We start from the raw sequence: 26,345 nt of genomic DNA, 5'->3' as shown, positions 1-26,345 counted from the left end.
TATCGTCGTCTCTATGCATACACCAGCTGAGACTTCCGAACTGACCTGGCCTGTCGTGCTCGAGACCCTTCTGGCCGCTGAGGACCTCACGGCGCAGACCGCGGCCTGGGCGATGGATCAGCTCATGGGCGGAGAGCTCAGCGATGCCCAGATCGCCGGCTTCCTCATCGCCCTGCGGGCCAAGGGAGAGACCGCACAGGAGCTCGTGGGGCTCAGCAGCGCCATGATGGACAAGGCCCTGCCGGCAGAGGTCTCAGGACCCACTCTGGACATCGTGGGCACCGGCGGCGACCTCCTGGGCACTGTGAACATCTCCACGATGTCCTCCCTGGTGGCGGCCGGAGCTGGAGCCACAGTGGTCAAGCACGGCAATCGAGGTGCCTCCAGCACCGCCGGAGCCGCCGATGTGATCGAGGCACTCGGCGTGGACCTCTCCCTGCCGATCGAGCGGGTGACCCAGGCCGCTGAGCAGGTGGGCATCACGTTCCTCTTCGCCCAGAGCTTCCACCCCTCTATGCGCTTTGTGGGCCCTGCCCGCAAGCAGCTGGGCGTGCGCACGGTGTTCAACTTCCTGGGGCCCCTGGCCAACCCGGCGCGGGTCACCGCTCAGGCCTTGGGATGTGCGCGCGCAGAGCTGGCTCCGAAGATGGCCGAGGTATTGGCCGCACGCGGTACACGCGGCCTGGTCTTCCGCGGACAGGACGGACGGGACAAGATCACGACGTCGGCCGCCACCGACCTCTGGGAGGTCCGCGAGGGCTCTGTGGAGCATCTTGAGCTCGCCCCTGAGGACGTGGGAGTCCTCCGTACCGCCGTGGAGGACCTCCAGGGCGGCACGGGTCAGCAGAACGCCGAGACGGTCCGCCATCTGCTCCAGGGCGAGCACGGCCCTGTGCGCGACGCAGTGGTGCTCAATGCGGCCGCGGGGCTCACTGCCTTGGACGAGGAGGCCTCCGGTCCACTGCTGGAGCGCCTGCGCACCAATATGCAGCGCGCGGCAGAGTCTCTGGACTCCGGGGCTGCCGCAGACGTGCTGCAGCGCTGGACAGACTTCTCCGGCGCCTGAGGGAGGACCTCAGGACTGGGGCTCGGCCTCTTCTGCCAGATCTTCATCATGGCCGAAGGGGTCCGCGTCCACCCCCGGCATCCAGGAGTTGCCGGAGACAGTCCAGCCCTCCTTCTTCAGCACCTTCTTCCAGCGCTTGGCCCACTTCTGGTTCAGCCGGTTCACATAAAGGTAGCCGTCCAGGTGGTCATACTCGTGCTGCATGATGCGCGCGAACCATCCGGTGGCCTCGAACCGCACCGGGTTGCCCTCGGCGTCGAGGCCCTGGATCTCCACGTGGTCGGAGCGCTTCAGCGGAAACCCGTAACCGGGAGCTGAGAGGCAGCCCTCAGTCTCCTCATCCGGATCCGGGTCCTCCTTGGAGACCTTCCCGATGAGCCGCAGCCTCGGGTTGATGATCGCTCCCCGGCTGGGAGCCTCACCGGTGTCGCCGTCGTACTTCCAGTTGAAGATGCGCAGCCCGACCCCCACCTGCGGAGCGGCCAGACCGACGCCGTGGGAGGCGTCCAGGGTCTCATCCATGTCAGCGATGACAGTGCGGATCTCGTCGTCGATGGTCTCGACTTCGACGGCGCGGCGATGAAGGACGGGCTCGCCATGGATGGTGATGGGCCGGATCGTCATGGTTCTCGATTCTACTCAGAGACGAAGAGTCCGCCCCAGGCTGTGCCCGGGGCGGACTCTTCGAACAGTGGTGCGTCAGCTCAGTGAGCGTAGCGCTTGCGGTTGAACTCCATCACCCAGCCGGTGACGAAGAACAGGCTCGGGATGCAGGCGATGAAGAACACCCACCAGTCGATGGCGATCCCGAAGAAGGCGAAGGCTGCCGACAAGCCCAGGCCCAGCGGCCACCAGCTCCAGGGAGCGAAGTCGCCGTAGTTGCCCTTCATGTCCTCGATCTCGCCCTCAGGGTTGTCACTGTCCATGACCTCCGAGTGCTTGGCGGTCAGGCGCAGGTAGAACCAGAGCATGAAGCCCAGTCCTGCGGTCAGCAGCAGGCAGATGAAGCCCACCCACTCCAGACCGGTCTGCTCGCCGGAGCCTGCGGCGGACCAGTTCATGGTGAGGAATGCGTAGATTCCGGCCACCACCAGGCAGAACACGCCCAGCATCAGGAAGAGTCCGATATTCGTCTTCATCAGATACCACCCTTGTCCTTCTGGTCAGCAGGTCCGAAGACCTTGCCGGCCGGAGTGTTCAGGCTGTGCCGCTCGGAGAGCTCCGGGTGGTGCAGGTCCAGCGCCGGCCGCTCGGAACGGATCCGCGGCAGGGAGTAGAAGTTGTGGCGCGGGGGCGGGCAGGAGGTCGCCCACTCGAGCGAGCCGCCGAAGCCCCACGGGTCATCCACGAGGACCTTCTTGCCCTTGCGGTGGGTGATCCAGACATTCCAGAAGAACGGGATCAGGGAGGCCCCCAGCAGCATCGAGAACACCGTGGAGAACTGGTTCATCGTGGTGAAACCGTCCTCGACCAGGTAGTCGGCGTAACGACGCGGCATACCCATGACACCCAGCCAGTGCTGAATCATGAAGGTGCCGTGGAAGCCGATGAACAGCATCCAGAAGTTGATCTTGCCCAGACGCTCGTTGAGCATCTTTCCGGTCCACTTGGGCCACCAGAAGTAGAAGCCGGCGAACATCGCGAAGACAACGGTTCCGAAGACCACGTAGTGGAAGTGTGCCACCACGAAGTAGCTGTCGGAGAGGTGGAAGTCCAGCGGCGGCGAGGCCAGGATGATGCCGGTCAGACCGCCGAAGAGGAAGGTCACCAGGAAGCCGAGGCTCCAGAGCATCGGAGTCTCGAAGGTGATCGACCCTCGCCACAACGTTCCGATCCAGTTGAAGAACTTCACACCGGTGGGAACGGCGATGAGCATGGTCATCAGGGCGAAGAACGGCAGCATCACGGCGCCGGTCACGTACATGTGGTGCGCCCACACGGTCACCGACAGGGCCGCGATCGCGATGGTCGCGTAGACCAGGCCCTTATAGCCGAAGATCGGCTTGCGACTGAAGACCGGGAAGATCTCCGAGACGATGCCGAAGAACGGCAGGGCGATGATGTAGACCTCAGGGTGCCCGAAGAACCAGAAGAGGTGCTGCCACAGGATGGCACCGCCCGCCTCCGGGTCGAAGACGTGGCCGCCGAAGCGACGGTCCAGGCCGAGGCCGAAGAGTGCGGCTGCAAGCGGCGGGAAGGCCATCAGCACCAGGATCGAGGTGATCAGAGTGTTCCAGGTGAAGATGGGCATACGCCACATGGTCATCCCCGGAGCACGCATGCAGATGATGGTGGTGATGAAGTTGACGCCACCCATGATGGTGCCGAAGCCGGTCAGCGCCAGGCCGAAGACCCAGAGGTCACCACCCACACCTGGTGAGTAGGTCGTATCTGAGAGCGGCGCGTAGGCGAACCAGCCGAAGGAGGCTGCACCCTGCGGGGTCAGGAAACCGGCGAGGGCCACCAGGGAGCCGAACAGGAAGAACCAGAAGGCCAGCGCGTTCAAACGCGGGAAGGCCACATCCGGCGAGCCGATCTGCAGGGGCATCATCACATTGGCGAAGCCTGCGAACAGCGGGGTTGCGAACATCAGCAGCATCACCGTGCCGTGCATGGTGAAGAGCTGGTTGTACTGTTCCTTGGTCTGCAGGAACTGCATGCCGGGCTCAAAGAGCTCAGCACGGATGATCAGCGCCATGACGCCGCCGATGCAGAAGAACAGGAAGGAGGTGATCAGGTACATGTACCCGATGACCTTGTGGTCGGTGGTCGTCAGCCAGTTGACGACGATCGCGCCTTTGGAGCGCGGGACGGAGCGAGCCTCGACGGCCCCTTCGTCAGCGGTGTATCCGAGTGTCGTGGCCACGGTCAGTCGTCCCCTTCGGTCGCAGTCACGTCGTTGAGGTTCGGGTTGCGGTCATAGGTCTCATCCAGATGACCCTCTTCCATCTGCTCCAGCTGAGCCTCGAACTCCTCAGGGGAGACGACCTCGACGTTGAACAGCATCTCCGAGTGGTACTCACCGCAGAGCTCGGCGCACTTGCCGTCGAAGGTGCCCTCTTCCTCGGGGATCAGGTGGATCTCGGTGGTGCGGCCCGGGATCATGTCACGCTTCTGGAGGAACTGCGGGATCCAGAAGGAGTGGATCACATCGCGGGAGGTCAGCTCGAAGGTGACCTCCTCACCGGCCGGGAGGTACAGGGTGGGCAGGCGCTCCTGGTCACCCTCCTCGCCGGTCAGGTGAGCCTGAATGCCGGCGTAGTGCCGCTCCTCACCGTTGTAGGTGTAGTTGAAGTCCCACGCCCACTGCTTGCCGACCACGTTGACCACGAGGTCCGGGTCGTCGTGAGGCTCATCGATGTCGCGCTGGACCTGATCGGTGTAGTAGAAGAGCACACCCACCATCACCAGCGGGACCAGGGTGTACATGATCTCCAGCGGCACGTTGTAGGCCAGCTGGCGGGGGTAGCCGGTCTCCCCCTTGCGGCGGCGGTAGGCGATCATGCACCAGAGCATCAGGCCCCATGTGATCACGCCGACGATCAGCGCGGCGATCCAGGAGTTGACCCAGAGATCGGTCAGCTGCGGCGTGTTGCTGGTGGTATTCGTGTCGCCGGGGAGCCAACCGCGGCGGACTGGATCTGGGATCTCAGCGACGCAGGCGGTGAGCACCAGCGAGGCCGCGCCGGCCAGCGCGGTCGCCTTGACCACGCGGTGACGGCGGCTGCCGGTTCGATTCTGCGAACTCACAGACGGCCCTTCCTCTTTCCTCGGTGTGCGATGCGATCAGCACGTTGTGGGGCCACCTACAGATCGGACCTGATGGTGGCCTTGGACGTTCGGAGACAAGACTACTACGTGAAGTAGAAGGCCGGGAGTCCGGACACTCCGCGACAACACCGTTTCCGATGGCCGCCCAAGGCCCTACGACCAGCACAGATACACGAAAACCCCGCTTCTACACGGCGTAGAACTCGTGCAGAGGCGGGGTTCTCGTCCGGTGCGTCCCCTTCAGGGAGAACGGCCGCTCCGTGTCATATTTGTGACACGAAGCGTGGTCGGTCCGAGGCCCTCAGGACTCAGTGGAAGGAGTCGCCGCAGGCGCAGGAGCCTCCTGCGTTCGGGTTGTCGATGGTGAAGCCCTGCTTCGAGATGGAGTCCTCGAAGTCGATCTTCGCGCTCTCGAGGTACGGGACGCTCATCTTGTCCACCACGACCTCGACGCCGTTGAACTCACGCAGGGCGTCGCCATCGAGGATCCGCTCGTCGAAGTAGAGCTGGTAGATCAGACCGGAGCAGCCGCCGGGCTGGACAGCGACGCGCAGCCGCAGGTCGGTCCGGCCCTCCTGCTCCAGCAGCGACGCGACCTTCTGAGCCGCCTCATCGCTGAGCTCCACCTGATGAGCCTTGAAGCCTTCGACCTCATTGCCGGCGATCTCGGCGGCCTGTGCCGCCGCCTGCTCGGCTGTTTCCTGTGCGGGTGCAGACATCGCAAACCCCTCTCCACATATGGATGGTCTTCCTGTTCCAAGGTATCAACACCAGTGGCGCGACAGAACATTCCCCAGCTGAGCACCCTCGGATGTGCCACCCTGTTCGGACCCGGCCGTGCGGCGGCGGTGAAGGCCTGCGACGCCGGTTACACTGGTCCGGTGTTTGGACGTAATAAGAAGACTGCCGACGAGACCACCGAGCCCGAGGCCCAGAACGAGGCTGCCGAACAGCAGACCAAACGGACCCCGCAGCCCAAGGGCGAGCCCACACCCACCCGGCGTGAGCGCGAAGCTGCCCGCAAGCGCCCTCTGGTGCCCGATGATCGCAAGGCAGCACGTCTGGCACAGCGCGAACACCTGCGCCAGCTTCGGCAGAAGCAACGTGTGGCCATGGAGACCGGCGACGAGAAGTACCTGCCTCCCCGCGACCGCGGCCCACAGCGCCGCTTCGTCCGTGACTGGGTGGATGCCCGGTTCGGCGTCGGTGAGTGGATGCTGCTGCTCGTGCTCGCCTTCCTGTTCATCTCCTTTGTGCTGACCGACGAGGCGCGCCTGGTGATGAGCCAGGTGCTGTGGCTCTTCGTCCTGGCCGTGATCGTCGAATGCTGGTGGGTCGCACGCCGGGTCCGCAAGCAGCTCGAGGCGAAGTTCGGCGAGGTGGAGAAGGGCGTGCGCTTCTACGCCGCCATGCGGTCGCTGCAGATCCGCCGCCTGCGCCTGCCCAAGCCGATGGTCAGCCGCGGCGAGTTCCCCTCCTGATCCTGGCCAGGCCGGCGTTGATCCGCCGGGCCCAGAACGGACCCTGGTAGATGAAGGCCGAATAGCCCTGCACGAGGTCAGCGCCCAGGTCCAGCCGCTCGGCCACGTCCTGGGCGCTGACCGCTCCCCCGACGGAGATGATCGCAGCGCTGCCGGGAAGCCGCTCGCGCAGCCGCACCAGGATCTCCTTGGAGCGATCTGCCAGCACCGGCCCGCTCAGGCCGCCGGCACCCTTGGACTCCACCGCCTCCGCCGAGGTGACCAGCCCCTTCCGGGAGATGGTCGTATTCGTGGCGATGATGCCGTCCAGCCCGAGCTCAGCCACCAGGTCCGCCACGGCGTCGACGTCCTCATCCGCCAAGTCCGGGGCGATCTTCACCAGCAGCGGCACATAATGCTCGGCCGACTCATCGGCCTGAGCTCGCACCGCGGCCAGCAGCGGACGCAGCGACTCGATGTCTTGGAGCTGCCGCAGCCCCGGAGTGTTCGGCGAGGAGACGTTGACCACCAGATAGTCAGCCACCGGCGCCAGCGCGCGGGTGGACATCAGATAGTCCTCCGTGGCCTCCTCGAGAGGTGTGGTCTTGGTCTTGCCGATGTTGACCCCGAGGACGGGGGCATGCCGGCCCGAGTCGCGCAGCCGCTCGATCCGACGCCGGATGCGCACCAGCCGTGCGCGGACGGCCTCGGCGCCGTCGTTGTTGAAGCCCATCCGGTTGATCAGCGCCTCATCGGCCACCAGCCGGAACAGCCGGGGCTTGGGGTTGCCCGGCTGTGCGTGTGCGGTGACCGTGCCGATCTCGACATGGCCGAAGCCCAGTGCGCCCAGCGGCAGGACCGCCACGGCTCCCTTGTCGAAGCCGGCGGCCAGCCCGAAGGGTGAGGGCCAGCTGCGGCCCAGCACCTCGGTCCGCAGCGACTCCTGCGGCCGGGTCTTCCGCTCGAGCAGACGGCCCGCCCCGGCGGCGGAGGCTATCTGCAGCCCGGTGACCACCGCGTGATGAGCGGCCTCCGGGTCCATACGTTTGAAGACAGTGCTGAAGACGGCCCGGTAGAGCACCGGTGAGGAGAGGGAGCTCGGCATGGGATCCATCCTAGTCGGCGCGGCACCGGGCCCGCCGCGTCATCTCCTAGACTCGTCAGCATGACCCATCCGCCCAGCGATCACACAGCACTCTTGGAGGACTCCCCTGCCGGCGAGTGGGTTCCGGATCCGCTGCCCGGCTGTTCGCGCAGGACCCTGCCGCTGGGCGAGGACGAGGAGGGGCCGTTCTGCGCCACGCTGGTCCGCTTCGAGGATCACCCCGAGCCCGAGGAGCCGGAGGGCGGCTCACAGCCCAAGGCCCCGGTGCTGCAGCTGCACGGCTGGTCCGACTACTTCTACAACCTGCCCCTGGCCCGGCTCTGGGCGGAGCAGGGCCACCCCTTCTATGCCCTGGATCTGCGGCGCTACGGGCGCAGCCTGCGCGAGGGCCAGACCCCGGGCTATGTGGAGGACCTGACCCATTACGACGCCGACCTGGAGGCCGCTCTGGGGGTCATCGCTGAGGAGCACCCCGAGGCTCCGCGGCCCATCATCCAGGGCCACTCCACCGGTGGGCTGATCGCCGTGCTCTGGGCCGAGCGTCATCCCGACCGAGCAGGAGTCCTGGTGCTCAACAGCCCCTGGTTGGAGGTCCCTGGAGATGCCGCGGCCCGCACTGCGCTGGAGGGCCTGCTGACGCCGCTGAGCCACCTGAGTCCCAAACGGGCTATGAAGCTTCCGGTGATGGACAACTATTGGCAGTCGCTCTCCGACCAGGCCCATGGGGAATGGTCGCTGCATCCGCGCTGGCGGCCGCGGAACTCCTTCCCGATGACCTCCGGCTGGCTCAAGGCTGTGCTGGCCGGACATCGCGCGATCCATGACGGGCTGCATCTGCAGATGCCGGTGCTGGTCCTGCTCTCAGCGGCCACGAAGTACCAGCGCCACTGGACCGAAGAGCTGTTGGAGCATGACTCGGTGCTGGACGTGGACCTCTTGGCCCGGCGGGCGATGAAGCTGGGCCGCCGGGTCACCGTGGTGCGGCTGCGCCGGGCCCTCCATGATGTCTTCGCCTCCGAGGCCACCGTGCGGCAGGAGGCCTTCGAAGAGGTCTCGCGCTGGCTGCGGGCCTACGCGCCGGACTGAGCGCCGCCGGCCACCTGGTCCACCGCTCCGCCGTAGCGCCGGTCGCGCCTGGCGTAGGTCTCTACGGCCTCCCATAGGTGGGTGCGGTCCATATCCGGCCACAGCGGGTCCAAGAACACCATCTCGGCATAGGCGGACTGCCAGAGCAGGAAGTTGGAGATGCGCTGCTCTCCCCCGCTGCGGATAAACAGGTCCACATCCGGGATGTCGGGCTCGTCCAGATGGGCGGCCAGCGTGGATTCCCGGATGCGCTTGGGGTCCAGTTTCCCGTCCTTGGCCTTCTGCGCGATGTCGCGGACGGCGTCGGTGATCTCGGCGCGGCCCCCGTAGTTCACGCACATGTTCAGCGTGGCCCTGGTGTTGCCGCGGGTGACAGCCTCGGAGAGCTCCAGCTCCTTGGCCACTGAGCGCCAGAGCTTGGGCCGGCGGCCGCTCCAGCGGATGCGCACTCCCCAGCGGTCCAGGGTCTGACGGCGTTGCCGGATCATGTCCCGGGAGAAGCCCATGAGGAAGCGCACCTCATCCGGTGAGCGCTTCCAGTTCTCCGTGGAGAAGGCGTAGACGGAGACGTATTCGATGCCCATCTCGATGGCACCGGCCATGATCTCCATCAGGGTCTCTTCTCCGCGCCTATGACCCTCGGTGCGGGGCAGGCCGCGCCGGTTGGCCCAGCGGCCGTTGCCGTCCATGACGATGGCCACGTGCCGCGGCAGGATCTTCTCCGGGATGGCCGGCGGCTGCGCTCCGGCGTGGTGCGGCCAGGGCTCCGAGTACTCAGAAGGCATGGTGACCATTATCAGGCATACCGCAGGTCAGCTTCATCCGAACGCTCCGCCGGACATGGATCTCAGCCGCCGCTCCAGGTGGTGCTGGACATAGCTGCCCACCACGGAGGTGGCCTCGTGGCGGTCTTGAGAGTCGGCCTCGCGCGTCTGCTCCCACCGGCCGTGCTGCAGAGCCTGGAGCAGATCCGCTGTGCCGCGGGTGAGGCTCCGGGTGCCGGGCGGCCGGCAGTCCGGGCAGACCGGTCCCCCGGCCGCCGGGTGGAAGCCGTCCTGCGGTCCGGGCCTGCCGCAGGACACACACGCGGTCCAGGTGATCGCCCAGCCCGCCGTGCTGAGCGCCCGCAGCAGATAGGAGTTCAGCACCAGGTCAGGTGGATGGACTCCGCGGGCCAGCGCCGAATAGGCCCCGTGCAGCAGGGTGAACTGGCCTGAGGTGGAGCCGTCGTCGGATTCGGTGACCCGCTCGGCCGTCTCCGCCATGGTGTGGGCGGCCATGTACTTGTCGTAGTCGGCGGCGATGTCCGGACCGTAGGTCCCCTTGGAGGTGGCCTGGGTGACGATGTCCAGGCTGCGTCCGTGGACGAACTGGACATCGGCCACCATGAACGGCTCCAGCGTGGCGCCGAACTTGGAGGAGGTCCGGCGCACCCCCTTGGCCACAGCACGGACCAGCCCGTGGGAGGCGGTCAGCGTGGTGAGGATGCGGTCGGCCTCCCCCAGGTTCTGGGTGCGCAGCACGATCGCAACGTCGCGATAGCTGCGCGATGCGAAGGTGGAGCCGACCATGGCTCCAGACTACTGCGCCGGCGGCGCCTGCGATCACTCGGTGTCGCGCAGGGCGCGGTTCACCGCAGAGATCACAGCCTGCAGGGAGGCGGTGGTGGTGTTGTGGTCCAGGCCCACGCCCCAGAGGACGCGTTCACCGATGGCCAGCTCCACGAAGGAGGCGGCCTGGGCGTCGCCGCCCTGGCTCATGGCGTGCTCGGTGTAGTCGAGCAGACGGACGTCCACGCCGTCGCGGCCGAGGATCTCCAGCAGCGAGGCGATGGGGCCGTTGGCATCGGCGGTCTGGCGGGTCCAGCGGCCGTCGATCTGCAGCTGGATGTCCATGGAGAAGTCGCCGGCGTCGCCGGTGGTGGTCTCCACCTTGCCCACGCGGTAGTAGCCCCACTGCTCACCCTCGCCCTCGGCGGGGAGGTACTCATCGTTGAAGATCCTCCAGATCTCCTCGCCGGAGACCTCGCCGCCGGCGTCGTCGGCCCGGCGCTGGATGACTCCGGAGAACTCCACCTGAGCGCGGCGGGGCAGGTCCAGGCCGTGCTCGGTCTTGAGCAGATAGGCCACCCCGCCCTTGCCGGACTGGGAGTTCACCCGGATGACAGCCTCGTAGCTGCGTCCGATGTCCTTGGGGTCGATGGGCAGGTAGGGAACGGCCCAGGTGATCTCGTCCACGGAGCGACCCTCCCGCTCGGCGCGGGCGTTGATGTGGTCGAAGCCCTTGTTGATCGCGTCCTGATGAGACCCGGAGAATGCGGTGAAGACCAGATCTCCGGCCCACGGAGAGCGCTCAGCCACCGGCATCTGGTTGGCGTACTCGGCGGTCCGCTTGATCTCGTCCATGGAGGAGAAGTCGATCTCCGGGTCGATGCCCTGGCTGAAGAGGTTCATGCCCAGAGTCACCAGGTCCACATTGCCGGTGCGCTCTCCATTGCCGAAGAGGCAGCCTTCGATCCGGTCCGCGCCGGCCTGATAGCCCAGCTCGGCGGCGGCCACGCCGGTGCCGCGGTCGTTGTGCGGGTGCAGGGAGAGGACGATGGAATCCCGGTTGCGCAGGTTCCGGTGCATCCACTCGATGGAATCGGCGTAGACATCCGGAGTGGACATCTCCACTGTGGCCGGCAGGTTCACGATCACCGGCCGCTCAGCAGTGGCTTCGAAGATCTCGACCACCTCATCGGAGATGTGCGCGGCGAAGTCCAGCTCGGTGCCGGTGAAGGACTCCGGAGAGTACTGGTACCGGATGTCGGTCTGGGTGCCAGAGGTGGCCAGCAGCTGCTCCTCATATTTGCGGCAGAGCCGGGCACCCTGGGTGGCGATGTCCACGATCCCGGGCTTGTCCTGTTTGAAGACGACCTCACGCTGCAGCACAGAGGTGGAGTTGTAGAGATGCACAATGGCGCGCGGAGCGCCCTCCAGCGCCTCGAAGGTGCGCTCGATCAGGTGCTCGCGGGCCTGGGTGAGGACCTGGATGTAGACATCCTCGGGGATCATGTCCTGCTCGATGAGCTGACGGACGAAGTCGAAGTCGGTCTGGGAGGCCGAGGGGAAGCCCACCTCGATCTCCTTATAGCCCATGCGGACCAGCAGCTCGAACATCCGGTGCTTGCGGTCCGGGGTCATCGGGTCGATCAGCGCCTGGTTGCCGTCGCGCAGATCCACTGCGCACCAGCGCGGGGCCTGGGTGATGGTCTGATCCGGCCAGGTGCGGTCCGGCAGTGAGACGGTGATCTGGTCCTGGAAGGGGACGTAGCGGTGGTACGGCATTCCGGAGGGCTTCTGCAGCTTCTGCATCATGCGTCCTTTTCAGAGGTGGGAGCTTGATCGGATGCGGCCGAAATGGGGAGCCGGCTCATCAGACGCCGGTGACTCCGCAGCGGGGACTCGACCAGGAAGCCGTGCGCGAGATTCTTGTCTCAGGCGTGCACAGGCTCTTCCCCGCTGCGGCGGAGAAGCTCTAGCTGTAGGTCGAGACGCGTGATGATCTGCACATTTCCGACCGTAGCATGAGGTCGCGGCAGCCGCAGGTCACCGCCGGAACGTCCATACCGTGGACGCTGGTGCCGAGTGCTCCCGCCGGTTCTGAATCAGAATCCCAGGCGTCCCAGCTTCTTGGCGTCGCGCTGCCATTCCTTGGTGACCTTCACGTGCAGGTCCAGGTACACCGGTGTGCCCAGCAGGCGCTTGATGCCCTCGCGGGCCTGGCTGCCGATCTGCTTCAGGCGGGAGCCGCCACGGCCGATGATGATGGCTTTCTGCGAGTCCCGCTCCACGTGGATGGTGGCGTGGACGTCGATCAGCGGACGGTCCTCATCCCGCCCCTGACGCGGCATGAGCTCCTCCACGGTCACGGCGATGGAGTGGGGCAGCTCGTCCCGGACGTCCTCCAGTGCGGCCTCGCGGATCAGCTCGGCCACCATGACGGCCTCCGGCTCATCGGTCAGCTCACCCTCCGGGTAGAGCGGCGGGGAGAGCGGCATCATGCGGGCGAGCTCATCGGCCACCGTATCCACCTGTTCACCGTTGACCGCAGAGACCGGGATGATGGCCTCGAAGCCCTCGGCCTGCTTCTTCTCTCCGGCCAGATGCTCACGGCCCAGCTGGTCCACGGCGATGAGCTGCTCGGCCAGCTGCCTGCGGGGGATCTTATCGGTCTTGGTCACCAGGGCCACCACACGCTTATGCGGGACCTTGGTCAGCTGGGAGGCGATGAACCGGTCGCCGGGACCGATCTTCTCGTCGGCGGGCAGGCAGAAGCCCACCACGTCCACCTCGGAGAGCGTGTCGATGACCAGGTCGTTGAGCCGCTGGCCCAGCAGCGTCCGGGGACGGTGCAGCCCGGGGGTGTCCACCAGGACCAGCTGAGCGCCGGTACGTTCCTCATCGGCCGGGCGGTTCACGATGCCGCGGATGGTGTGACGCGTGGTCTGCGGCTTGGAGGACGTGATGGCCACCTTCTCCCCCACCAGCGCGTTGGTCAGCGTGGACTTGCCCGCATTGGGGCGTCCGACGAAGCTGGCGAATCCCGCGCGAAAGCTCTCGTCGAACTCCGGGAACACCGTAGGTCCGTCAGCGGTCATCGTCCTGCCTCCTCCTCTGCCTCGGCCACAGCCATGGCGTTCTGTCCCTCATCTGCGGGCTCCGCGCCCTCTTCGGCGTGGATGCCCATTGCCTCGTCCTCATCCTCGGTGCCCAGTCCTGCCCGGGCGCCGCGGTGCTCCTCGACCTCCCAGGCCAGGATGTGGCTGACCCGGTTGCGGCGCCCTTCGAGCCGGTCGGCGCGCAGCACCACCCGGGTCTCGCCGCGGCCTGAGATCTCCACCTCGGAACCGGCGATGGGCACTCGTCCCAGCGTCTTGGCCAGCAGTCCGCCGAGGGTGTCCACCTCCTCCTCGTGGTCGAGGTTCAGGTTGAACAGCTCCGCGAAGTCGTCCACGGCCATCCGGGCCGAGATCCGGTGCCTGCCGTCCTCGAGGACCTCCACCTCCACGGCGGCGGTGTCGTATTCGTCGACGATCTCGCCCACGATCTCCTCGATCAGGTCCTCCAGGGTGACCAATCCGGCGGTTCCGCCGTATTCGTCCACCACCACGGCCACATGGGTGGACTCCCGCTGCAGCTCGGAGAGGAACTCGGAGACCGGTTTGGACTCCGGAACCCAGCGCACATCCCGCTGCAGCTCCTCCACGGTGATGCTGTGGGAGTCCCGCCCTTCATAGGCGCCGGGCACCTGGCCGGTCCGCAGGTGGTGCTCCAGGAAGGCCACATCCTTCAGATAGACCATCCCGGTGATGTCATCGGCCGAGCCGCGGGTCACCGGCACCCGGGAGTAGCCCGAGCGCAGGAACAGCGTCATCACCTCGGCCAGGGAGGTGCCGATGTCCACAGTGACCATATCGGTACGCGGGACCATCACCGCCCGGACCCGGGTGTCGGAGAGTTCGAAGACCGATTGGATCAGCTCCGCCTCGGAGTCCTCCAGCAGATCGGTCTCGGAGGCCCGCGCCACGAACTCGCGGAACTCCTCATCGTCGAAGAAGCCCTGATCGTTCTCCCCGCTGCCGGGCACCAGACGCGCGCCCAGTCCGGTGATCACCTGCGGCAGCGGCCCCAGGGCCAGGCGCAGTCCGCGGACCAGCTTGGCCGTGGCGGAGGCCACCAGCATGTGGTGGGCCCGGCCCACGCGGCGCGGCGACAGAGCTGAGATCCCAATCCCACCGATGATGAGCACGACGGCGGCCAGCAGACCGGCCACGGCGATCTCCCCGACGGCGAGCACAGCGGTCACCGTGATCAGCACCACCACCGCCGTGGTGAACAGCCAGCGCCACATCTGCAGGGCGGCGGTGTGCGGGACCGGATGCTCCAGGATCATCTCGACGGCGGCGGAGCGTCCGCGTCCGCCGTCCTTGGAGGCGATCTCCTCCGCCTCACGCCGGGTCAGCCGGATGAAGGCGGCCTCTGCGGTGGAGAGCAGGAAGGCGAAGACCGCGCAGATCAGCGCAGCGGTGATCAGCAGGGCGATGACCATGCGGCTCAGGCCTCCGTGGGTGCGGGGCTCGGACGGCCGAGGAACTCCTCCAGCAGATTCTTCTGCAGGGAGAACATCTCGGCCCGCTCCTCGTCCTCGGCGTGGTCATGTCCCAGCAGGTGGAGCACACCGTGGACGCTCAGCAGCGCCAACTCATCCTCAGGGGCATGTCCGCCGGCCTCGGCCTGACGCCACGCCACCTCCGGGGAGATGACGACGTCGCCCAGCACGCCCGCCTGAACCGGCTCCTCGGCTGTGCCGGCGCGGAGCTCGTCCATAGGGAAGCTCATCACATCGGTGGTGTCAGGAAGGCCCATCCACTCCAGATGCAGCTGCTCCATCTGTTCATCGTCGATGAGCGTGACCGAGAGCTCCACCTGCTGGCCCAGGTGCAGTCGGCGGTAGAGGCAGCAGGCGAGCCGGCCGAGCATCTCCAGATGCTCGGCGGTGACCCAGGCGCTGCCCGAGGCGTCCTCCACAGCTGCGCCGGCCGGCGTCGGGAACTCTCCGTTCACGCCCGGCCCGTCCTGCTCTGCCGCTCGCGGCTGTTCTGGTGACGCTCATAGGCGTCCACGATGCGGCCCACCAGCTGGTGGCGCACCACATCCTCGGAGCCCAGCCGGGAGATGGCGATGTCGTCCACGCCCTCGAGGATCTCCAGAACGGTGCGCAGACCGGAGTCGGTGCCGCGCGGCAGGTCCACCTGGGTGATGTCGCCGGTGACCACGATCTTGGAGTTGAAGCCCAGACGGGTCAGGAACATCTTCATCTGCTCGGCCGTGGTGTTCTGCGCCTCGTCCAGGATGATGAAGGAGTCGTTGAGCGTACGGCCGCGCATATAGGCCAGCGGCGCGACCTCGATGATGCCCGACTCCATGAGCCGCGGGATGGACTCCGGGTCGATCATGTCGTGCAGGGCGTCGTAGAGCGGCCGCAGGTAGGGATCGATCTTCTCGTTGAGCGAGCCGGGCAGGAAGCCCAGCCGTTCGCCGGCCTCCACGGCGGGGCGGGTCAGGATGATCCGGTTGATCTCTTTGGCCTGCAGCGCCTGGACGGCCTTGGCCATGGCCAGATAGGTCTTGCCGGTGCCGGCCGGGCCGATCCCGAAGACCACAGTGGACTCGTCGATCTGCTCGACGTACTCCTGCTGGTTGGCCGTCTTGGGCCGGATGGTGCGGCCCCGGTGGGAGAGGATGTTGGTGGTCACCATCTTGGCCGAGGTCTCGGCCTGCTGGGCGCGGACCATCGTTGCGACCTGCTCGATCATCTCCGAGGTGGCCGTGGTGCCGGAGGCGGCCAGCGATCGCAGCTGGTCCACGATCTCCAGCAGCTGGTTCACATCCTCGGAGGGTCCCGCCGCGGTGAGCAGCTGGTCCCGCACGCCCAGCGAGACGGCGGGATAGAGGCCTTGGAGGATGCGCACCGCCAGGTCCTGCTGACCCAGTGTGCGGAACATGGTCTCAGCGTCGGCGAAGTGCACAGTGCGTTCGATATTGCCCACGGGTGCGGCCGCCGCGCCGGCGGCGAGCCCGGAGGTGTGTGAAGTCTCAGTCATGTGGGGCCCATTCTAGCGCGGCCGCTCACCAATCCCAGCGTCCGAGCAGAACCTGTGCTCCGGCGATCCCGGCCGGACCTGCGGTGGAGGACCGCAGCACGCTGCGTCCCAGACGTGCCGTGCGCGCTCCGGCCTCGGTGAGCTGAGCGATCTCTGCCTGCGAGATGCCGCCCTCGGGGCCCACCACCAGGTGCAGCTCGTCCAGCTGCGGAGCCTCCAGCTGCTCCAGCACAGCGGCCAGAGAGATCTCCTCGACCTCATGGAGCACCACGACGCCGACCCCCTCCTGCTCGCCGAGGCTGCGCACATATTGGGCGGTGGTGTGCAGCTGGCGCACCTCGGGGATGGCGGTGCGGCGGGTCTGCTTGGCCGCCGTAGTTGCCGTGTTGACCCACTCCGCATGCTTCTTGGCCTCGCGGCCGGCCTTCCAGCGAGCCACCGAGCGTTCAGCCTGCCACGGGATGACCGCATCCACGCCGAGCTCCGTGGCCGACTCCACGGCCTGCAGGTCGCGTTTGTCCTTGGCCAGCGCCTGGACCAGCACCAGGGCCGGGCGCTCCAGGGGCTCCTCGGAGATCTCCTGGACCTCCACGACCAGCTCGCCGGTGCCGGCGTCGAGGACCATCCCGGTCACCCGGAGCCGCTGGGTGTCGGAGAGCTGGACCTGCTCCCCCGCCCCGAGGCGCATCACCGTAGCGGCATGGTGACCCTCGGCTCCGTCCAGGGTGACTTGGGAGCCGGGGGCCAGCCCGTCCAGGCTGCCGGGGCTCAGATGAAAGAGCGGCGCAGTCACAGCAGGTGCCTCCTCAGCAGCGGTGGGCCTGGACTCTAGAGCGCGTCCCAGCGGTCGCGCAGCTTGGCGAAGACGCCGCGGTGCTCGGTGGTGGACTCCCCGAGCTCCTCGCCCCGCTCCTCGGCGAACTCGCGCAGCAGTTCCTTCTGCCGGTCGCTGAGCTTGGAGGGGGTCTCCACCTTCAGGTGCACCTTGATCGCACCTCGACCGGAGCCGCGCAGGTGACCGATGCCGCGGTCGCGCAGGGTCAGCACTTCGCCGGACTGGGTGCCGGGCTTGACCTCGAGCTCCTCAGGGCCGTCGAAGGTCTCCAGTGTCACCGTGGTGCCCAGGGCTGCGGCGGTCATCGGGATGGAGACGGTGGCGTGGAGGTCGTTGCCGCGTCGGGTGAAGACCTCATGCGGGCGGATGTCCACCTCGATGAACAGGTCGCCGGAGGGGCCTCCGGCCATACCGGCCTCGCCTTCACCGCCCAGGTGGATGCGGTTTCCCTTGTCCACGCCGGCAGGAATCTTGACCTTCAGGCTGCGGCGCTCGCGCACCCGGCCCTGGCCGTCGCACTCCTGGCAGGGGTCCTCGATGATGTTGCCGAAGCCGGTGCAGCGCGCACAGGTCTCGGTCTGGATGACGGTGCCCAGGATGGAGCGCATGGGGCGCTGGACCTGGCCCTGTCCCTGGCAGTCGGGGCAGGTGATCGGCGTCGAGCCCTCGCGGGTGCAGCTGCCCTCGCAGACGCCGCAGGTGACCGCGGTCTCGAACTCGATCTCCTTGGTGGTGCCGAAGACGGCGTCCTCCAGGTCGATCTTCACACGCAGCAGAGAGTCCTGGCCGCGGCGGGTGCGGGAGGCCGGCCCGGAGGCGCCTCCGCCGAAGAAGGTCTCGAAGATGTCGCTGAAGCCGCCGAAGCCGCCCCCTCCCCCGGGGAAGCCGCCTGCTGCGCGGCCGTTCTCGTCACCGGTGGTGTCGTAGTTGCGGCGCTTCTCCGGATCGGAGAGGACCTCATAGGCGCGGCCGAGCGTCTTGAACTGCTCGGCGGCGTCGTCGGAGGGGTTGACGTCCGGGTGGAGCTTGCGCGCCTTCTTCCGGTACGCCTTCTTGATCTCCTCGGTCGACGCGTCACGGCTGACGCCGAGTGCCTCGTAGTAGTCAGTCAATGCTTGCCCTTCGGTTCGCTAGGTCTGTCAGTGCGGTTGCGTCAGGTGCCCTCAGCCTTCGGAGAGGATCCTGGAGAGGTAGCGCGCCATCGCTCGGACCGCCGACATCGTGGACCCGTAGTCCATCCGCGTGGGTCCGACCACGCCGAGCTTGGCCCCGTCTCCGGCATCGGCCCCGTATTCGGCGGCGACGACGGCGGCCTCGGCCAGCGAGTCATGGCTGGTCTCCCGGCCGATCCGCACAGAGAGACCACGGGGGTCCTCCTGCATCTCGGTCAGCAGACGCAGCAGGACGACCTGCTCTTCGAGCGCTTCGAGGATGGGGCCGATGGACGGTCCGAAGTCACGGTCCGACTTCGCGAGGTTAGCAGTGCCGGCCATGATGATGCGATCCACCCGACCGGCCTCCAACACGGCCTCCACAGAGTTCGCGATCACTGCCATGGCTGGCTGGAGACTCGGTTCCACCTGGGCGATCAGGTGGTCCAGGGGCAGCGGAGTGGCCGAGGCCGATCGGTTGTAGAGCTCCTCGGCCAGACGTTGCCCGATCCGGTGGAGGCTCTCCTCGTCCAGCCCGTCGGAGAGGGTCACCATCCGCTGCTCCACCTTGCCGGAGGACAGGATCACCACCGCCAGCGCCTTCTGAGGTGTCATGGAGACCACTTCGATGTGACGGATCTTGGCCTGGCTGTGCTGCGGATGCTGCAGCACAGCAACCTGGTTGGTCAGCATGGCCAGCAGACGGACCGTCTGGTCCAGCATGGCGTCGTGGTCGTCGGCGACCTCGAGCATCGTGTCCATGGCACGGCGCTCAGCGCTCGAGAGCGGCCTGACCGCGGTGATCTTGTCCACAAAGGTGCGGTAGCCGCGGTCGGTGGGGATGCGGCCGGCGGAGGTGTGCGGGGCGACGATCAGCCCCTCCTCCTCCAGGAGGGCCATATCGTTGCGGATCGTGGCCGGAGAGACCTCCAGGTTGTGGCGGTCCACCAGTGCCTTGGATCCCACAGGCTCACGGGTGTGCACATAGTCCTCCACGATGGCGCGCAGAACCTGCAGGCGACGGGTCTCCGACATCTTCTTCACGCCTCCCCGGGGACAGATCGGTTAGCACTCTGAATGCTCAAGTGCTAATTCTACAGCTGTCCCCGCCGAGCCGCGGCATGCGGGTCCGCCGGTGGTAGGCTCCCACAGCTATGAGCTTCCCCACCGACTGGTCATCCTGGGGCCCCGCCGATATGGGCGAACGACGCCGGGCCCAGCGCCGCGAGGTGCCCACCCTCCCCGCCGACCGCGGGACCGTCATCGAAGAGACCGCCAGCGGCTGGGTCGGCGCGATCGTCGGCGTCGAGGCCGCCGGAGGCGTCCATGTGGTGGCCCTGGAGGATCGGCGCGGTGCCACGCGCGCCTTCCCGCTGGGACACGGCTTCCTGCATGAGGGCTCCCCGGTGGAGCTGACCACCCCCTCCCCTGCCGCCCAGCCGAAGGTGCCGGCGCGCACCGCCTCCGGCTCGGTGGCTGTGGAGAACGCGCCCGCCCGTGTGGCGCGCGCCTCCCGCATATGGGTGGAGGGAACCCACGACGCCGAACTGGTGGAGAAGGTCTGGGGCGAGGACCTCCGGCTGGAGGGCATCGTGGTGGAGCCGCTGCACGGCGCCGACGATCTGGTCGGCGCGATCCGCGAATTCCAGCCCGGGCCCGAGCGGCGCGTGGGTGTTCTGCTGGACCACCTGGTCAAGGGCTCCAAGGAGTCCCGGATCGCGGAGGAGACCATGGCCATGCCTGGGGCCTCCGGCAATGTGCTGGTGCTGGGACATCCCTATGTGGACGTCTGGCAGGCGGTGAAGCCTCAGCTGCTGGGGCTGCATCGCTGGCCGGAGATCCCCCGCTCGGTGGACATCAAAGTGGGCACGCTCAAGGCGCTGGGTTGGCCACATGCGAACCAGCGGGACATCGCCCACGGCTGGAAGAGGATCCTGGGGACGGTCACCAGCTACACGGATCTGGAGCCCTCGCTGCTGGGCCGTGTGGAGGAGCTCATCGACTTCGTGACCCAGTAGCTCGCGTGTCTCTGGCCGGGGGCATGGCTCAGCGGATAAAATCTCTGCTATGGCACACCTGGAAGGATCACCGGCAGCAGCCCAGCCGTTGACGCCGAGCGAAGACCGCCGCTGGGCCACTTTGGCCCACTTCGGCGGAGTCATGGGCTGCATCCCTTCCCTGACCATCTACCTGGTCTTCCGGGACCGCGGACCGTTCACCGCCCAGGAGTCCAAAGAGGCGCTGAACCACACCCTCCCGCTGACGGTGATCATGCTGACCTGCTACGTGCTGGCCCTGTTGCCGGCCATCGGTTGGATCTTCGGAATCGCGGCCGTCTTCCTCTGGGTGGTCATGACGCTCTCCGGCCTGATCGCCGGCATCGAGTGCAATAAGGGACGCCCCTACCGCTACTGGATGAACCTGCGCCTGATCCACTGATCAGGGCGCTCCTCCAGCTTCAGGCCGTTCAGGGCGCCAGGCGGCGCGTGACCGCATCGGCCAGCAGCCGCCCCTTCAGCGTCAGCACCGCACGTCCCCCAGGGTGCTCCGCGCTGGGCGCAGCAGCCACCTCCTCGATCAGCCCGTCGCCCACCAGTCGCCGCAGCTCACCGGCGGTGATGGGCTCGCCCTGGATCTCCTGCAGCTCCTCCATGGCGTTGTACGCGGCGACGTCCAGCCCCTCACAGATGCGCAGACGCAGCATCAGATGCTCCAGGACTTTGGCCTCGGCATCCAGGATCTCCCGGCCGTGACCGGGCGTGGTCCCCGCGTGGAGCCGCTGGGCGTAGGCCGCCGGATGCTTGGCGTTCCACCAGCGCATGCCCGCCATATGCGAGTGGGCGCCGGGGCCCGCACCCCACCAGTCGGAGTCCAGCCAGTAGTTCAGGTTGTGATCGGAGCGGGTCTTCTCCGAGGTGGAGTAGTTGGAGACCTCATACCAGCGGTAGCCCGCCGCGGAGAGCAGCTCCTCGGTGAGCAGATATTTGTCGGCCTGATCATCCGGATCGATGTCGGGCAGCGTCCCGCGCCGGATCTGGGCGGCCATGGCCGTGCCCTCTTCGACGATCAGCGAATAGGCGGAGATGTGGTCCGGAGCCATGGCCACGGCCTCCTCCAGGCTGCGCCGCCAGTCCTGCAGGGTCTCCCCCGGCGTCCCGTGGATGAGGTCCAGGCTGACCTCCAGCCCGGCGGCGCGGGCGGCCTCCACGGCTCTGGGCACGTTCAGCCGATCATGGGTGCGGTCCAGGGTGGCCAGGACCTCCGGGACCGCCGACTGCATACCCAGGCTGATCCGGGTGAATCCGGCCTCGGCCAGCACCCGGGCGGACTCCGGGGTCACCGTATCCGGATTGGCCTCTGTGGTGATCTCGGCACCCTCGGCGAAGCCGAACAGCTCCCGGGCCCGGATGAGGATGCGGGAGAGGTCCTCGGCGGGCAGCAGCGTGGGGGTGCCACCGCCGAAGAACACTGTGGAGAAGGGACGTTCCGGGGCGCCGGAGCGGTCCAGCACGCCGCGGGCGAACTCCAGCTCACCGATCAGCGTGTCCGGATAGGACTGCCGGGAGGCTCCCGGGCCCAGGTCCTCTGAGGTGTAGGTGTTGAAGTCGCAGTAGCCGCAGCGCACCGAGCAGAACGGGATGTGCACATAGAGCCCGAAGGGCTTCTGAGCCCGCCCCGGCAGAGCGTCCAGAACCTCCTGAGGGAAGGACCCGTCCGCCGGCAGCGGATCCCCCAGCGGAAGAGCCGAAGGGCTCACGCTACTTCTTCGCCGCCTTCTCCTTGCCGGCTTCCTCATCCGAGGACAGGGCGGCGATGAAGGCCTCCTGCGGGATCTCCACTGTGCCGACCATCTTCATGCGCTTCTTGCCCTCCTTCTGCTTCTCCAGCAGCTTGCGCTTACGGCTGATGTCGCCGCCGTAGCACTTGGAGAGGACGTCCTTGCGGATGGCGCGGATGTTCTCACGGGCGATGATCCGCGAGCCGATGGCCGCCTGAATGGGCACCTCGTACTGCTGGCGAGGGATGAGCTCCTTGAGCCGGGAGGCCATCTTCACGCCGTAGGAGTAGGCGTGCTCGCGGTGGGTGATCGCGGAGAAGGCGTCCACCTTGTCGCCCTGCAGCAGGATGTCCACCTTCACCAGATCCGCGGCCTGATCGCCGGCGCCCTGCCAGTTGAAGGAGGCATAGCCCTTGGTGCGGGACTTCAGCAGGTCGAAGAAGTCGAAGACGATCTCAGCCAGCGGCATCTTGTACCGGATCTCCACGCGCTCCTCGGAGAGGTAGTCCATCCCGGACATGGAGCCGCGGCGGGACTGGCAGAGCTCCATGACCGCGCCGATGAACTCGGCCGGCACGATGATCGTGGAGTCCACCACGGGCTCGCGGATCTCGTTGACCTTGCCGTCGGGGAACTCGGAGGGGTTGGTGACCCGGTGCAGCTCTCCGCCTTCTTCCACCACGTCGTAGATGACGTTCGGGGCCGTGGAGATGAGGTCCAGGTTGTACTCGGCCTCCAGGCGCTGCCGGGTGATCTCCAGGTGCAGCAGACCCAGGAACCCCACGCGGAAGCCGAAGCCCAGCGCGGCCGAGACCTCCGGCTCGAAGTTCAGCGCGGCGTCGTTGAGCTGGAGCTTCTCCAGAGCCTCACGCAGCACAGGGAAGTCGGAGCCGTCGATCGGGAAGAGTCCCGAATACACCATCGGCAGCGGCTCCTGATAGCCGGTGATGATGTCCTCAGCGGGCCTGTTGGCCGCGGTGACGGTGTCACCGACCTTGGACTGCCGGACGTCCTTCACACCGGTGATCAGATAGCCGACCTCGCCCACGCCGAGTCCTCCGGAGGACTCCGGCTCAGGCTGGGAGACGCCGATCTCCAGCAGTTCGTGGGTGGCGCCGGTGGACATCATCTTGATCTTCTCCCGGTGGGAGAGCTGACCGTCGACCACGCGGACGAAGGTGACCACGCCGCGGTAGGTGTCGTAGACGGAGTCGAAGATCATGGCGCGGGCCGGGGCGTCGGCGTCGCCCACCGGGGCGGGGACCTCCTCGACCAGCTTGTTCAGCAGGGCCTCCACGCCTTCACCGGTCTTGCCGGAGACACGCAGCACGTCATCGGGTTCGCAGCCGATCAGGTGGGCGATCTCCTCAGCGTATTTGTCCGGCATCGCGGCCGGCAGGTCGATCTTGTTGAGCACCGGGATGATGGCCAGCTCGTGCTCCATGGCGAGGTACAGGTTGGCCAGCGTCTGGGCCTCGATGCCCTGGGCTGCGTCCACCAGCAGGATGGCGCCCTCACAGGCGGCCAGCGAGCGGGAGACCTCATAGGAGAAGTCCACGTGACCGGGAGTGTCGATCATGTGGAAGGCGTAGGTCTCGTCCTGGTACTCCCAGGGCATGCGCACGGCCTGGGACTTGATGGTGATGCCGCGGTCGCGCTCGATGTCCATGCGGTCCAGGTACTGGGCCTTCATGTCCCGGGGCTGGACCACACCGGTGAGCTGGAGCATCCGGTCCGCAAGGGTGGACTTCCCGTGGTCGATATGCGCAATGATGCAGAAGTTGCGGATGACGTTGGGATCCGTCGCGGCGGGCACCTGTGGAGTGCTGGCCTTCGGTGACACGTGTAGGACGTCCTTCTCTCTCGGTAGCAAAAAGGGCGGCAGCAGACCTCAGTCTACTGCCGCCCTCAGGTCGTGCTGCTGGTCTGTGTGAAGATCAGAGAGCGTTGACCTTGGCTGCCAGACCGGACTTCCGGTTGGCGGCGTTGTTCTTGTGGATGACACCCTTGGAGGCCGCCTTGTCCAGCTTGCGGGCTGCCTCGCGCTGGGCGGTCTGAGCTGCGTCCTTGTCACCGGCGGCGATCGCATTGCGGACCTTCTTGATGGAGGTGCGCAGCTCGGACTTCACAGCCTGGTTGCGCTGGCGCGCCTTCTCGTTGGTGAGGATGCGCTTCTTCTGAGACTTGATGTTTGCCACGTGTGCTCGATTCCTTACGGATCAGATGTTTTCGGACGAGCACTGACGACGACGGCGGAAGATTTTCAGCGGCGTGGGGGCGCCGTGGCGATTCACCCCGACCTCTGCCGGGCAGAGGGACCCATCGGTCGGAGCGCTTGATCGCCGTCGTAGTCAGTGCCGACTCCGCGGACACACCGCAGAGCCACAGACACTGAGAGTAGATCTTAGCAGAGAAACCCCGTGAGACCCTCAGCGCCCCACGGCGGCGGCCACGATTCCGATGGCCCTCTCCACGGCGTACTCCGGGGTGCGCGAGGCGCCCTTGGCCTCGGCATCGGCCTGGGCCACTGCCTCGATGGCGGCGGCGGCCCGGTGGGACTGCCAGCGGCGGGCCGTCTCCTGGGCCTGGCGCAGCTGCCAGGGTGGGGCCCCCAGGGCCGAGGCGAGCCGATCGGCGCTTCCGCGGTGGTCCACCAGGGCTGCGATATGGCGGCCTTTGCGGGCCAGGGCTGCGGTGACGGCGATGGGAGAGACGCCGGTGGCCACGGCGTGTCGGTAGAGCCGGGTGGCGGCCTCTCCCCTGCCTTCGAAGGCGGCGTCGGCGACCTTGAAGGCCGTGGCCTCCACCCGACCGCCGTGATAGCGGTCCACATCGTCCTCAGTGACCTCGCCGGGGATGTCACGCAGCAGCTGCTGGCAGGCTCCGCCCAGATCGGAGAGCGAGGTGCCCGCGGCCTGGACCAGCGCGCGGGCGGCGTCGGACTGAATGGACCGGTCCGCGGCGCGGAACTCACGGCGGACGAAGTCGAGCTTCTCGGTGTCGCTCTTGGCGGCGGAGCAGTCCACCACCACGGCCTTCTTCGTGAGAACATCCAGCAGCTTCTTGCCGCGGTTGCCCCCGGAGTGGCGGAAGATGGTGGTCACGTCCTCACCACCCTCCTCCAGGAAGGCCAGGGCCTCGGCCAGGAAGGCGTCGTTCATCTGCGCCAGATCCTCGGCCAGGATCAGGCGGGCCTCTCCGAAGAGCGAGGGCGAGGCCAGTGTGGCCAGCTCCCCGACGGCGGCGTCGGCCACGTCCAGCCTGGTGTATTCGAGGTTCGGCTGCTGGGCGCGCAGCTCAGCCTTGATCCGATCGGTGGCACGGGTGGCCACATAGTCCTCCGGGCCTTTGAGCAGGACCAGCGGAGAAGCCTCCACTGTGCGGAAGTCCACGCCTGCCGACTGCTGGGCGCCCCGACCCCCGGAGGCCCTGCCCCCGCGCGCCGAACCGCCGCGTCCTGATCCCCTGCCTCGCTGTGCTGCCACAGGATGATCCTATCGCTGGTCTCAGACATGAGCAGATCGGCCAGGGGGTCTGAGCCGCCGACCCCTCAGGGCAGGTGCAGCTCTCCGGAGAAGTGGCGACGCCCCTTCTTCGGATTCCACCCGGTGAAGGTCTGCATCTTCTCATCAGGCTTCTCCACGGCCACGGCCACCTTGCCGGGCAGGGTCACCGGTGCTTCGAAGCTGATGCTCCAGCTGTGCCCGGCGGCGTCAGGCTCCCGCCCCTCCAGCACCCGGGCGGCGGTGTACATTCCGTGGACGATGGCCTTGGGCATGCCCAGCGCCTTGGCGCTCAGCCCCGACAGGTGGATGGGGTTGTAGTCGCCGGAGACTGCGGCATAGCGCCGGCCCTCATCCGCGCCGAGGGTCCACATGGCCGTCTTGGACGGCGGAGTGAAGCCTGCGCCGGAGCGGGATCCCTCACTGCCCCCGGGCTTGCCGGCCAGGAAGACGCCGCGGCTGAGATAGGTGGAGACTCCTCGCCACAGCGGCGCCTCATCGGCGGCCCCGGGTGCCTGGACTTCGAAGACCTCGGTGACGATGTCCACCTGGGTCCCCTTCCGGTGCGGCCGCAGATTCTCCGCATGGGCACGTAACCGCAGCGGCTGGTCTTGAGCGATCGGGCTGCGGTGCTCCACCTGGTTGGAGAGGTGGACCAGCCCCATCAGCTGCAGCGGGAAGTCATCTCGGGTCATCAGCTGCAGCTGCAGCGGGAATCCCAGGATGTGCACCAGCACTGAGGGCAGGCGGCTGCGGTGGACGCCGTCGAAGGCCTCTCCCCCGAACAGCGTGCGATAGGCCTCCAGCTGTTCCGCCGAGGCACCCGGGTGGCTGATCTCCTCCGGGTCGGAGGACAGCGCCCGCAGGGAGCCGTTGGAGGTGAGCTTGGAGGTCAGCGCTCCCAGCGCCGCCTTGCGGTATGAGGTCAGGATGCTGGCCATG

The 26,345-nt window shown here is 67.1% G+C and carries 26 protein-coding genes; 5 read left to right on the top strand and 21 right to left on the bottom strand.

Annotation, left to right across the window (positions count from 1 at the left end):
* Positions 1-13: 13 nt before the first annotated feature.
* Positions 14-1,066 carry an anthranilate phosphoribosyltransferase gene (trpD, locus tag IEW85_RS03815; RefSeq protein WP_188682815.1) on the top strand — a complete coding sequence of 351 codons (1,053 nt, stop codon included), beginning with the start codon at positions 14-16 and terminating at the stop codon, positions 1,064-1,066.
* 9 nt (positions 1,067-1,075) lie between these two features.
* Here trpD and def read toward each other — a convergent pair whose 3' ends face one another.
* The 5 genes from def to IEW85_RS03790 all read right to left on the bottom strand — a co-directional run bounded on the left by def (position 1,076) and on the right by IEW85_RS03790 (position 5,556).
* On the bottom strand, positions 1,076-1,690 hold the full coding sequence (def, locus tag IEW85_RS03810; protein WP_188682813.1) for a peptide deformylase: 615 nt from the start codon (positions 1,688-1,690) through the stop codon (positions 1,076-1,078).
* An 80-nt stretch (positions 1,691-1,770) separates the two neighbouring features.
* Positions 1,771-2,205 carry a cytochrome c oxidase subunit 4 gene (locus tag IEW85_RS03805; protein ID WP_188682811.1) on the bottom strand — a complete coding sequence of 145 codons (435 nt, stop codon included), beginning with the start codon at positions 2,203-2,205 and terminating at the stop codon, positions 1,771-1,773.
* Positions 2,205-3,932 carry an aa3-type cytochrome oxidase subunit I gene (ctaD, locus tag IEW85_RS03800; protein WP_188682809.1) on the bottom strand — a complete coding sequence of 576 codons (1,728 nt, stop codon included), beginning with the start codon at positions 3,930-3,932 and terminating at the stop codon, positions 2,205-2,207. Before ctaD ends, IEW85_RS03805 begins: the two co-directional genes overlap by 1 nt.
* 2 nt (positions 3,933-3,934) lie before the next feature.
* The gene (ctaC, locus tag IEW85_RS03795; RefSeq protein WP_188682807.1) at positions 3,935-4,816 is read right to left on the bottom strand and encodes an aa3-type cytochrome oxidase subunit II; all 882 of its coding nucleotides are present in this window, start codon (positions 4,814-4,816) and stop codon (positions 3,935-3,937) included.
* A gap of 329 nt (positions 4,817-5,145) precedes the next feature.
* Complete coding sequence (locus tag IEW85_RS03790; protein WP_188682805.1) at positions 5,146-5,556, bottom strand: HesB/IscA family protein; 411 nt, start codon at positions 5,554-5,556, stop codon at positions 5,146-5,148.
* A 162-nt stretch (positions 5,557-5,718) separates the two neighbouring features.
* Here IEW85_RS03790 and IEW85_RS03785 point away from each other — a divergent pair, with 162 nt between their 5' ends.
* The gene (locus tag IEW85_RS03785) at positions 5,719-6,318 is read left to right on the top strand and encodes a DUF3043 domain-containing protein (protein ID WP_188682803.1); all 600 of its coding nucleotides are present in this window, start codon (positions 5,719-5,721) and stop codon (positions 6,316-6,318) included.
* Here IEW85_RS03785 and IEW85_RS03780 read toward each other — a convergent pair.
* A complete protein-coding gene (locus IEW85_RS03780) occupies positions 6,293-7,402 on the bottom strand; it encodes a quinone-dependent dihydroorotate dehydrogenase (protein WP_188682801.1) in 1,110 nt (369 codons plus the stop codon). The genes IEW85_RS03785 and IEW85_RS03780 overlap by 26 nt on opposite strands.
* Positions 7,403-7,462: 60 nt before the next feature.
* On the opposite strand from IEW85_RS03780, the gene IEW85_RS03775 reads away from it, so the two are divergent.
* The gene (locus IEW85_RS03775) at positions 7,463-8,488 is read left to right on the top strand and encodes an alpha/beta fold hydrolase (protein ID WP_188682799.1); all 1,026 of its coding nucleotides are present in this window, start codon (positions 7,463-7,465) and stop codon (positions 8,486-8,488) included.
* Here IEW85_RS03775 and IEW85_RS03770 read toward each other — a convergent pair.
* The 10 genes from IEW85_RS03770 to hrcA all read right to left on the bottom strand — a co-directional run bounded on the left by IEW85_RS03770 (position 8,473) and on the right by hrcA (position 19,157).
* Positions 8,473-9,273, bottom strand: coding sequence for an isoprenyl transferase (locus IEW85_RS03770; RefSeq protein ID WP_188682797.1), 801 nt, complete (start codon positions 9,271-9,273; stop codon positions 8,473-8,475). The genes IEW85_RS03775 and IEW85_RS03770 overlap by 16 nt on opposite strands.
* A 33-nt stretch (positions 9,274-9,306) precedes the next feature.
* The gene (gene recO / locus IEW85_RS03765) at positions 9,307-10,059 is read right to left on the bottom strand and encodes a DNA repair protein RecO (protein WP_188682795.1); all 753 of its coding nucleotides are present in this window, start codon (positions 10,057-10,059) and stop codon (positions 9,307-9,309) included.
* A 33-nt stretch (positions 10,060-10,092) separates the two neighbouring features.
* A complete protein-coding gene (gene leuA, locus IEW85_RS03760) occupies positions 10,093-11,844 on the bottom strand; it encodes a 2-isopropylmalate synthase (RefSeq protein WP_188682992.1) in 1,752 nt (583 codons plus the stop codon).
* Positions 11,845-12,137: 293 nt separating this feature from the next.
* Positions 12,138-13,130, bottom strand: a complete 993-nt coding sequence (gene era / locus IEW85_RS03755; RefSeq protein WP_188682793.1) for a GTPase Era — start codon at positions 13,128-13,130, stop codon at positions 12,138-12,140.
* The gene (locus IEW85_RS03750; protein ID WP_188682791.1) at positions 13,127-14,581 is read right to left on the bottom strand and encodes a hemolysin family protein; all 1,455 of its coding nucleotides are present in this window, start codon (positions 14,579-14,581) and stop codon (positions 13,127-13,129) included. The genes era and IEW85_RS03750 overlap by 4 nt, the downstream gene beginning before the upstream one ends.
* Positions 14,582-14,586: 5 nt before the next feature.
* Positions 14,587-15,012, bottom strand: a complete 426-nt coding sequence (gene ybeY / locus IEW85_RS03745) for an rRNA maturation RNase YbeY (RefSeq protein ID WP_188682990.1) — start codon at positions 15,010-15,012, stop codon at positions 14,587-14,589.
* Between the two features lie 80 nt (positions 15,013-15,092).
* A complete protein-coding gene (locus tag IEW85_RS03740) occupies positions 15,093-16,136 on the bottom strand; it encodes a PhoH family protein (protein WP_188682789.1) in 1,044 nt (347 codons plus the stop codon).
* A 25-nt stretch (positions 16,137-16,161) separates the two neighbouring features.
* On the bottom strand, positions 16,162-16,929 hold the full coding sequence (locus IEW85_RS03735) for a 16S rRNA (uracil(1498)-N(3))-methyltransferase (protein ID WP_188682787.1): 768 nt from the start codon (positions 16,927-16,929) through the stop codon (positions 16,162-16,164).
* Positions 16,930-16,964: 35 nt separating this feature from the next.
* Positions 16,965-18,083, bottom strand: a complete 1,119-nt coding sequence (dnaJ, locus tag IEW85_RS03730) for a molecular chaperone DnaJ (protein ID WP_188682785.1) — start codon at positions 18,081-18,083, stop codon at positions 16,965-16,967.
* Between the two features lie 51 nt (positions 18,084-18,134).
* Positions 18,135-19,157: a heat-inducible transcriptional repressor HrcA gene (gene hrcA / locus IEW85_RS03725; RefSeq protein ID WP_188682783.1), complete on the bottom strand. Its 1,023-nt coding sequence runs from the start codon at positions 19,155-19,157 to the stop codon at positions 18,135-18,137.
* A 119-nt stretch (positions 19,158-19,276) separates the two neighbouring features.
* On the opposite strand from hrcA, the gene IEW85_RS03720 reads away from it, so the two are divergent.
* Positions 19,277-20,140 (top strand): DUF3097 domain-containing protein, encoded by an 864-nt coding sequence (locus tag IEW85_RS03720; protein ID WP_188682781.1) that lies wholly within the window; start codon positions 19,277-19,279, stop codon positions 20,138-20,140.
* 49 nt (positions 20,141-20,189) lie between these two features.
* Positions 20,190-20,561 carry a DUF4870 domain-containing protein gene (locus IEW85_RS03715; RefSeq protein ID WP_188682779.1) on the top strand — a complete coding sequence of 124 codons (372 nt, stop codon included), beginning with the start codon at positions 20,190-20,192 and terminating at the stop codon, positions 20,559-20,561.
* A gap of 28 nt (positions 20,562-20,589) precedes the next feature.
* Here the strand turns inward: IEW85_RS03715 and hemW are convergent, their stop codons facing one another.
* The 5 genes from hemW to IEW85_RS03690 all read right to left on the bottom strand — a co-directional run bounded on the left by hemW (position 20,590) and on the right by IEW85_RS03690 (position 26,344).
* Positions 20,590-21,918, bottom strand: coding sequence for a radical SAM family heme chaperone HemW (gene hemW, locus IEW85_RS03710; RefSeq protein WP_188682777.1), 1,329 nt, complete (start codon positions 21,916-21,918; stop codon positions 20,590-20,592).
* Complete coding sequence (gene lepA, locus IEW85_RS03705; protein WP_188682775.1) at positions 21,881-23,743, bottom strand: translation elongation factor 4; 1,863 nt, start codon at positions 23,741-23,743, stop codon at positions 21,881-21,883. The genes hemW and lepA overlap by 38 nt, the downstream gene beginning before the upstream one ends.
* A gap of 94 nt (positions 23,744-23,837) precedes the next feature.
* Positions 23,838-24,098 (bottom strand): 30S ribosomal protein S20, encoded by a 261-nt coding sequence (rpsT, locus tag IEW85_RS03700; RefSeq protein ID WP_188682773.1) that lies wholly within the window; start codon positions 24,096-24,098, stop codon positions 23,838-23,840.
* 231 nt (positions 24,099-24,329) lie between these two features.
* Positions 24,330-25,385 carry a DNA polymerase III subunit delta gene (gene holA, locus IEW85_RS03695; RefSeq protein WP_229658760.1) on the bottom strand — a complete coding sequence of 352 codons (1,056 nt, stop codon included), beginning with the start codon at positions 25,383-25,385 and terminating at the stop codon, positions 24,330-24,332.
* 65 nt (positions 25,386-25,450) lie between these two features.
* Positions 25,451-26,344, bottom strand: coding sequence for a MaoC family dehydratase (locus tag IEW85_RS03690; protein ID WP_188682771.1), 894 nt, complete (start codon positions 26,342-26,344; stop codon positions 25,451-25,453).
* Between the last annotated feature and the right edge of the window lies 1 nt (position 26,345).

The sequence above is a fragment of the Nesterenkonia cremea genome (genome assembly GCF_014642675.1).
In the GTDB taxonomy this organism is placed as follows: domain Bacteria; phylum Actinomycetota; class Actinomycetes; order Actinomycetales; family Micrococcaceae; genus Nesterenkonia; species Nesterenkonia cremea.
The sequence above is the reverse complement of the archived record's forward strand: the minus strand, read 5'-3'. Positions and strand labels throughout refer to the sequence as shown.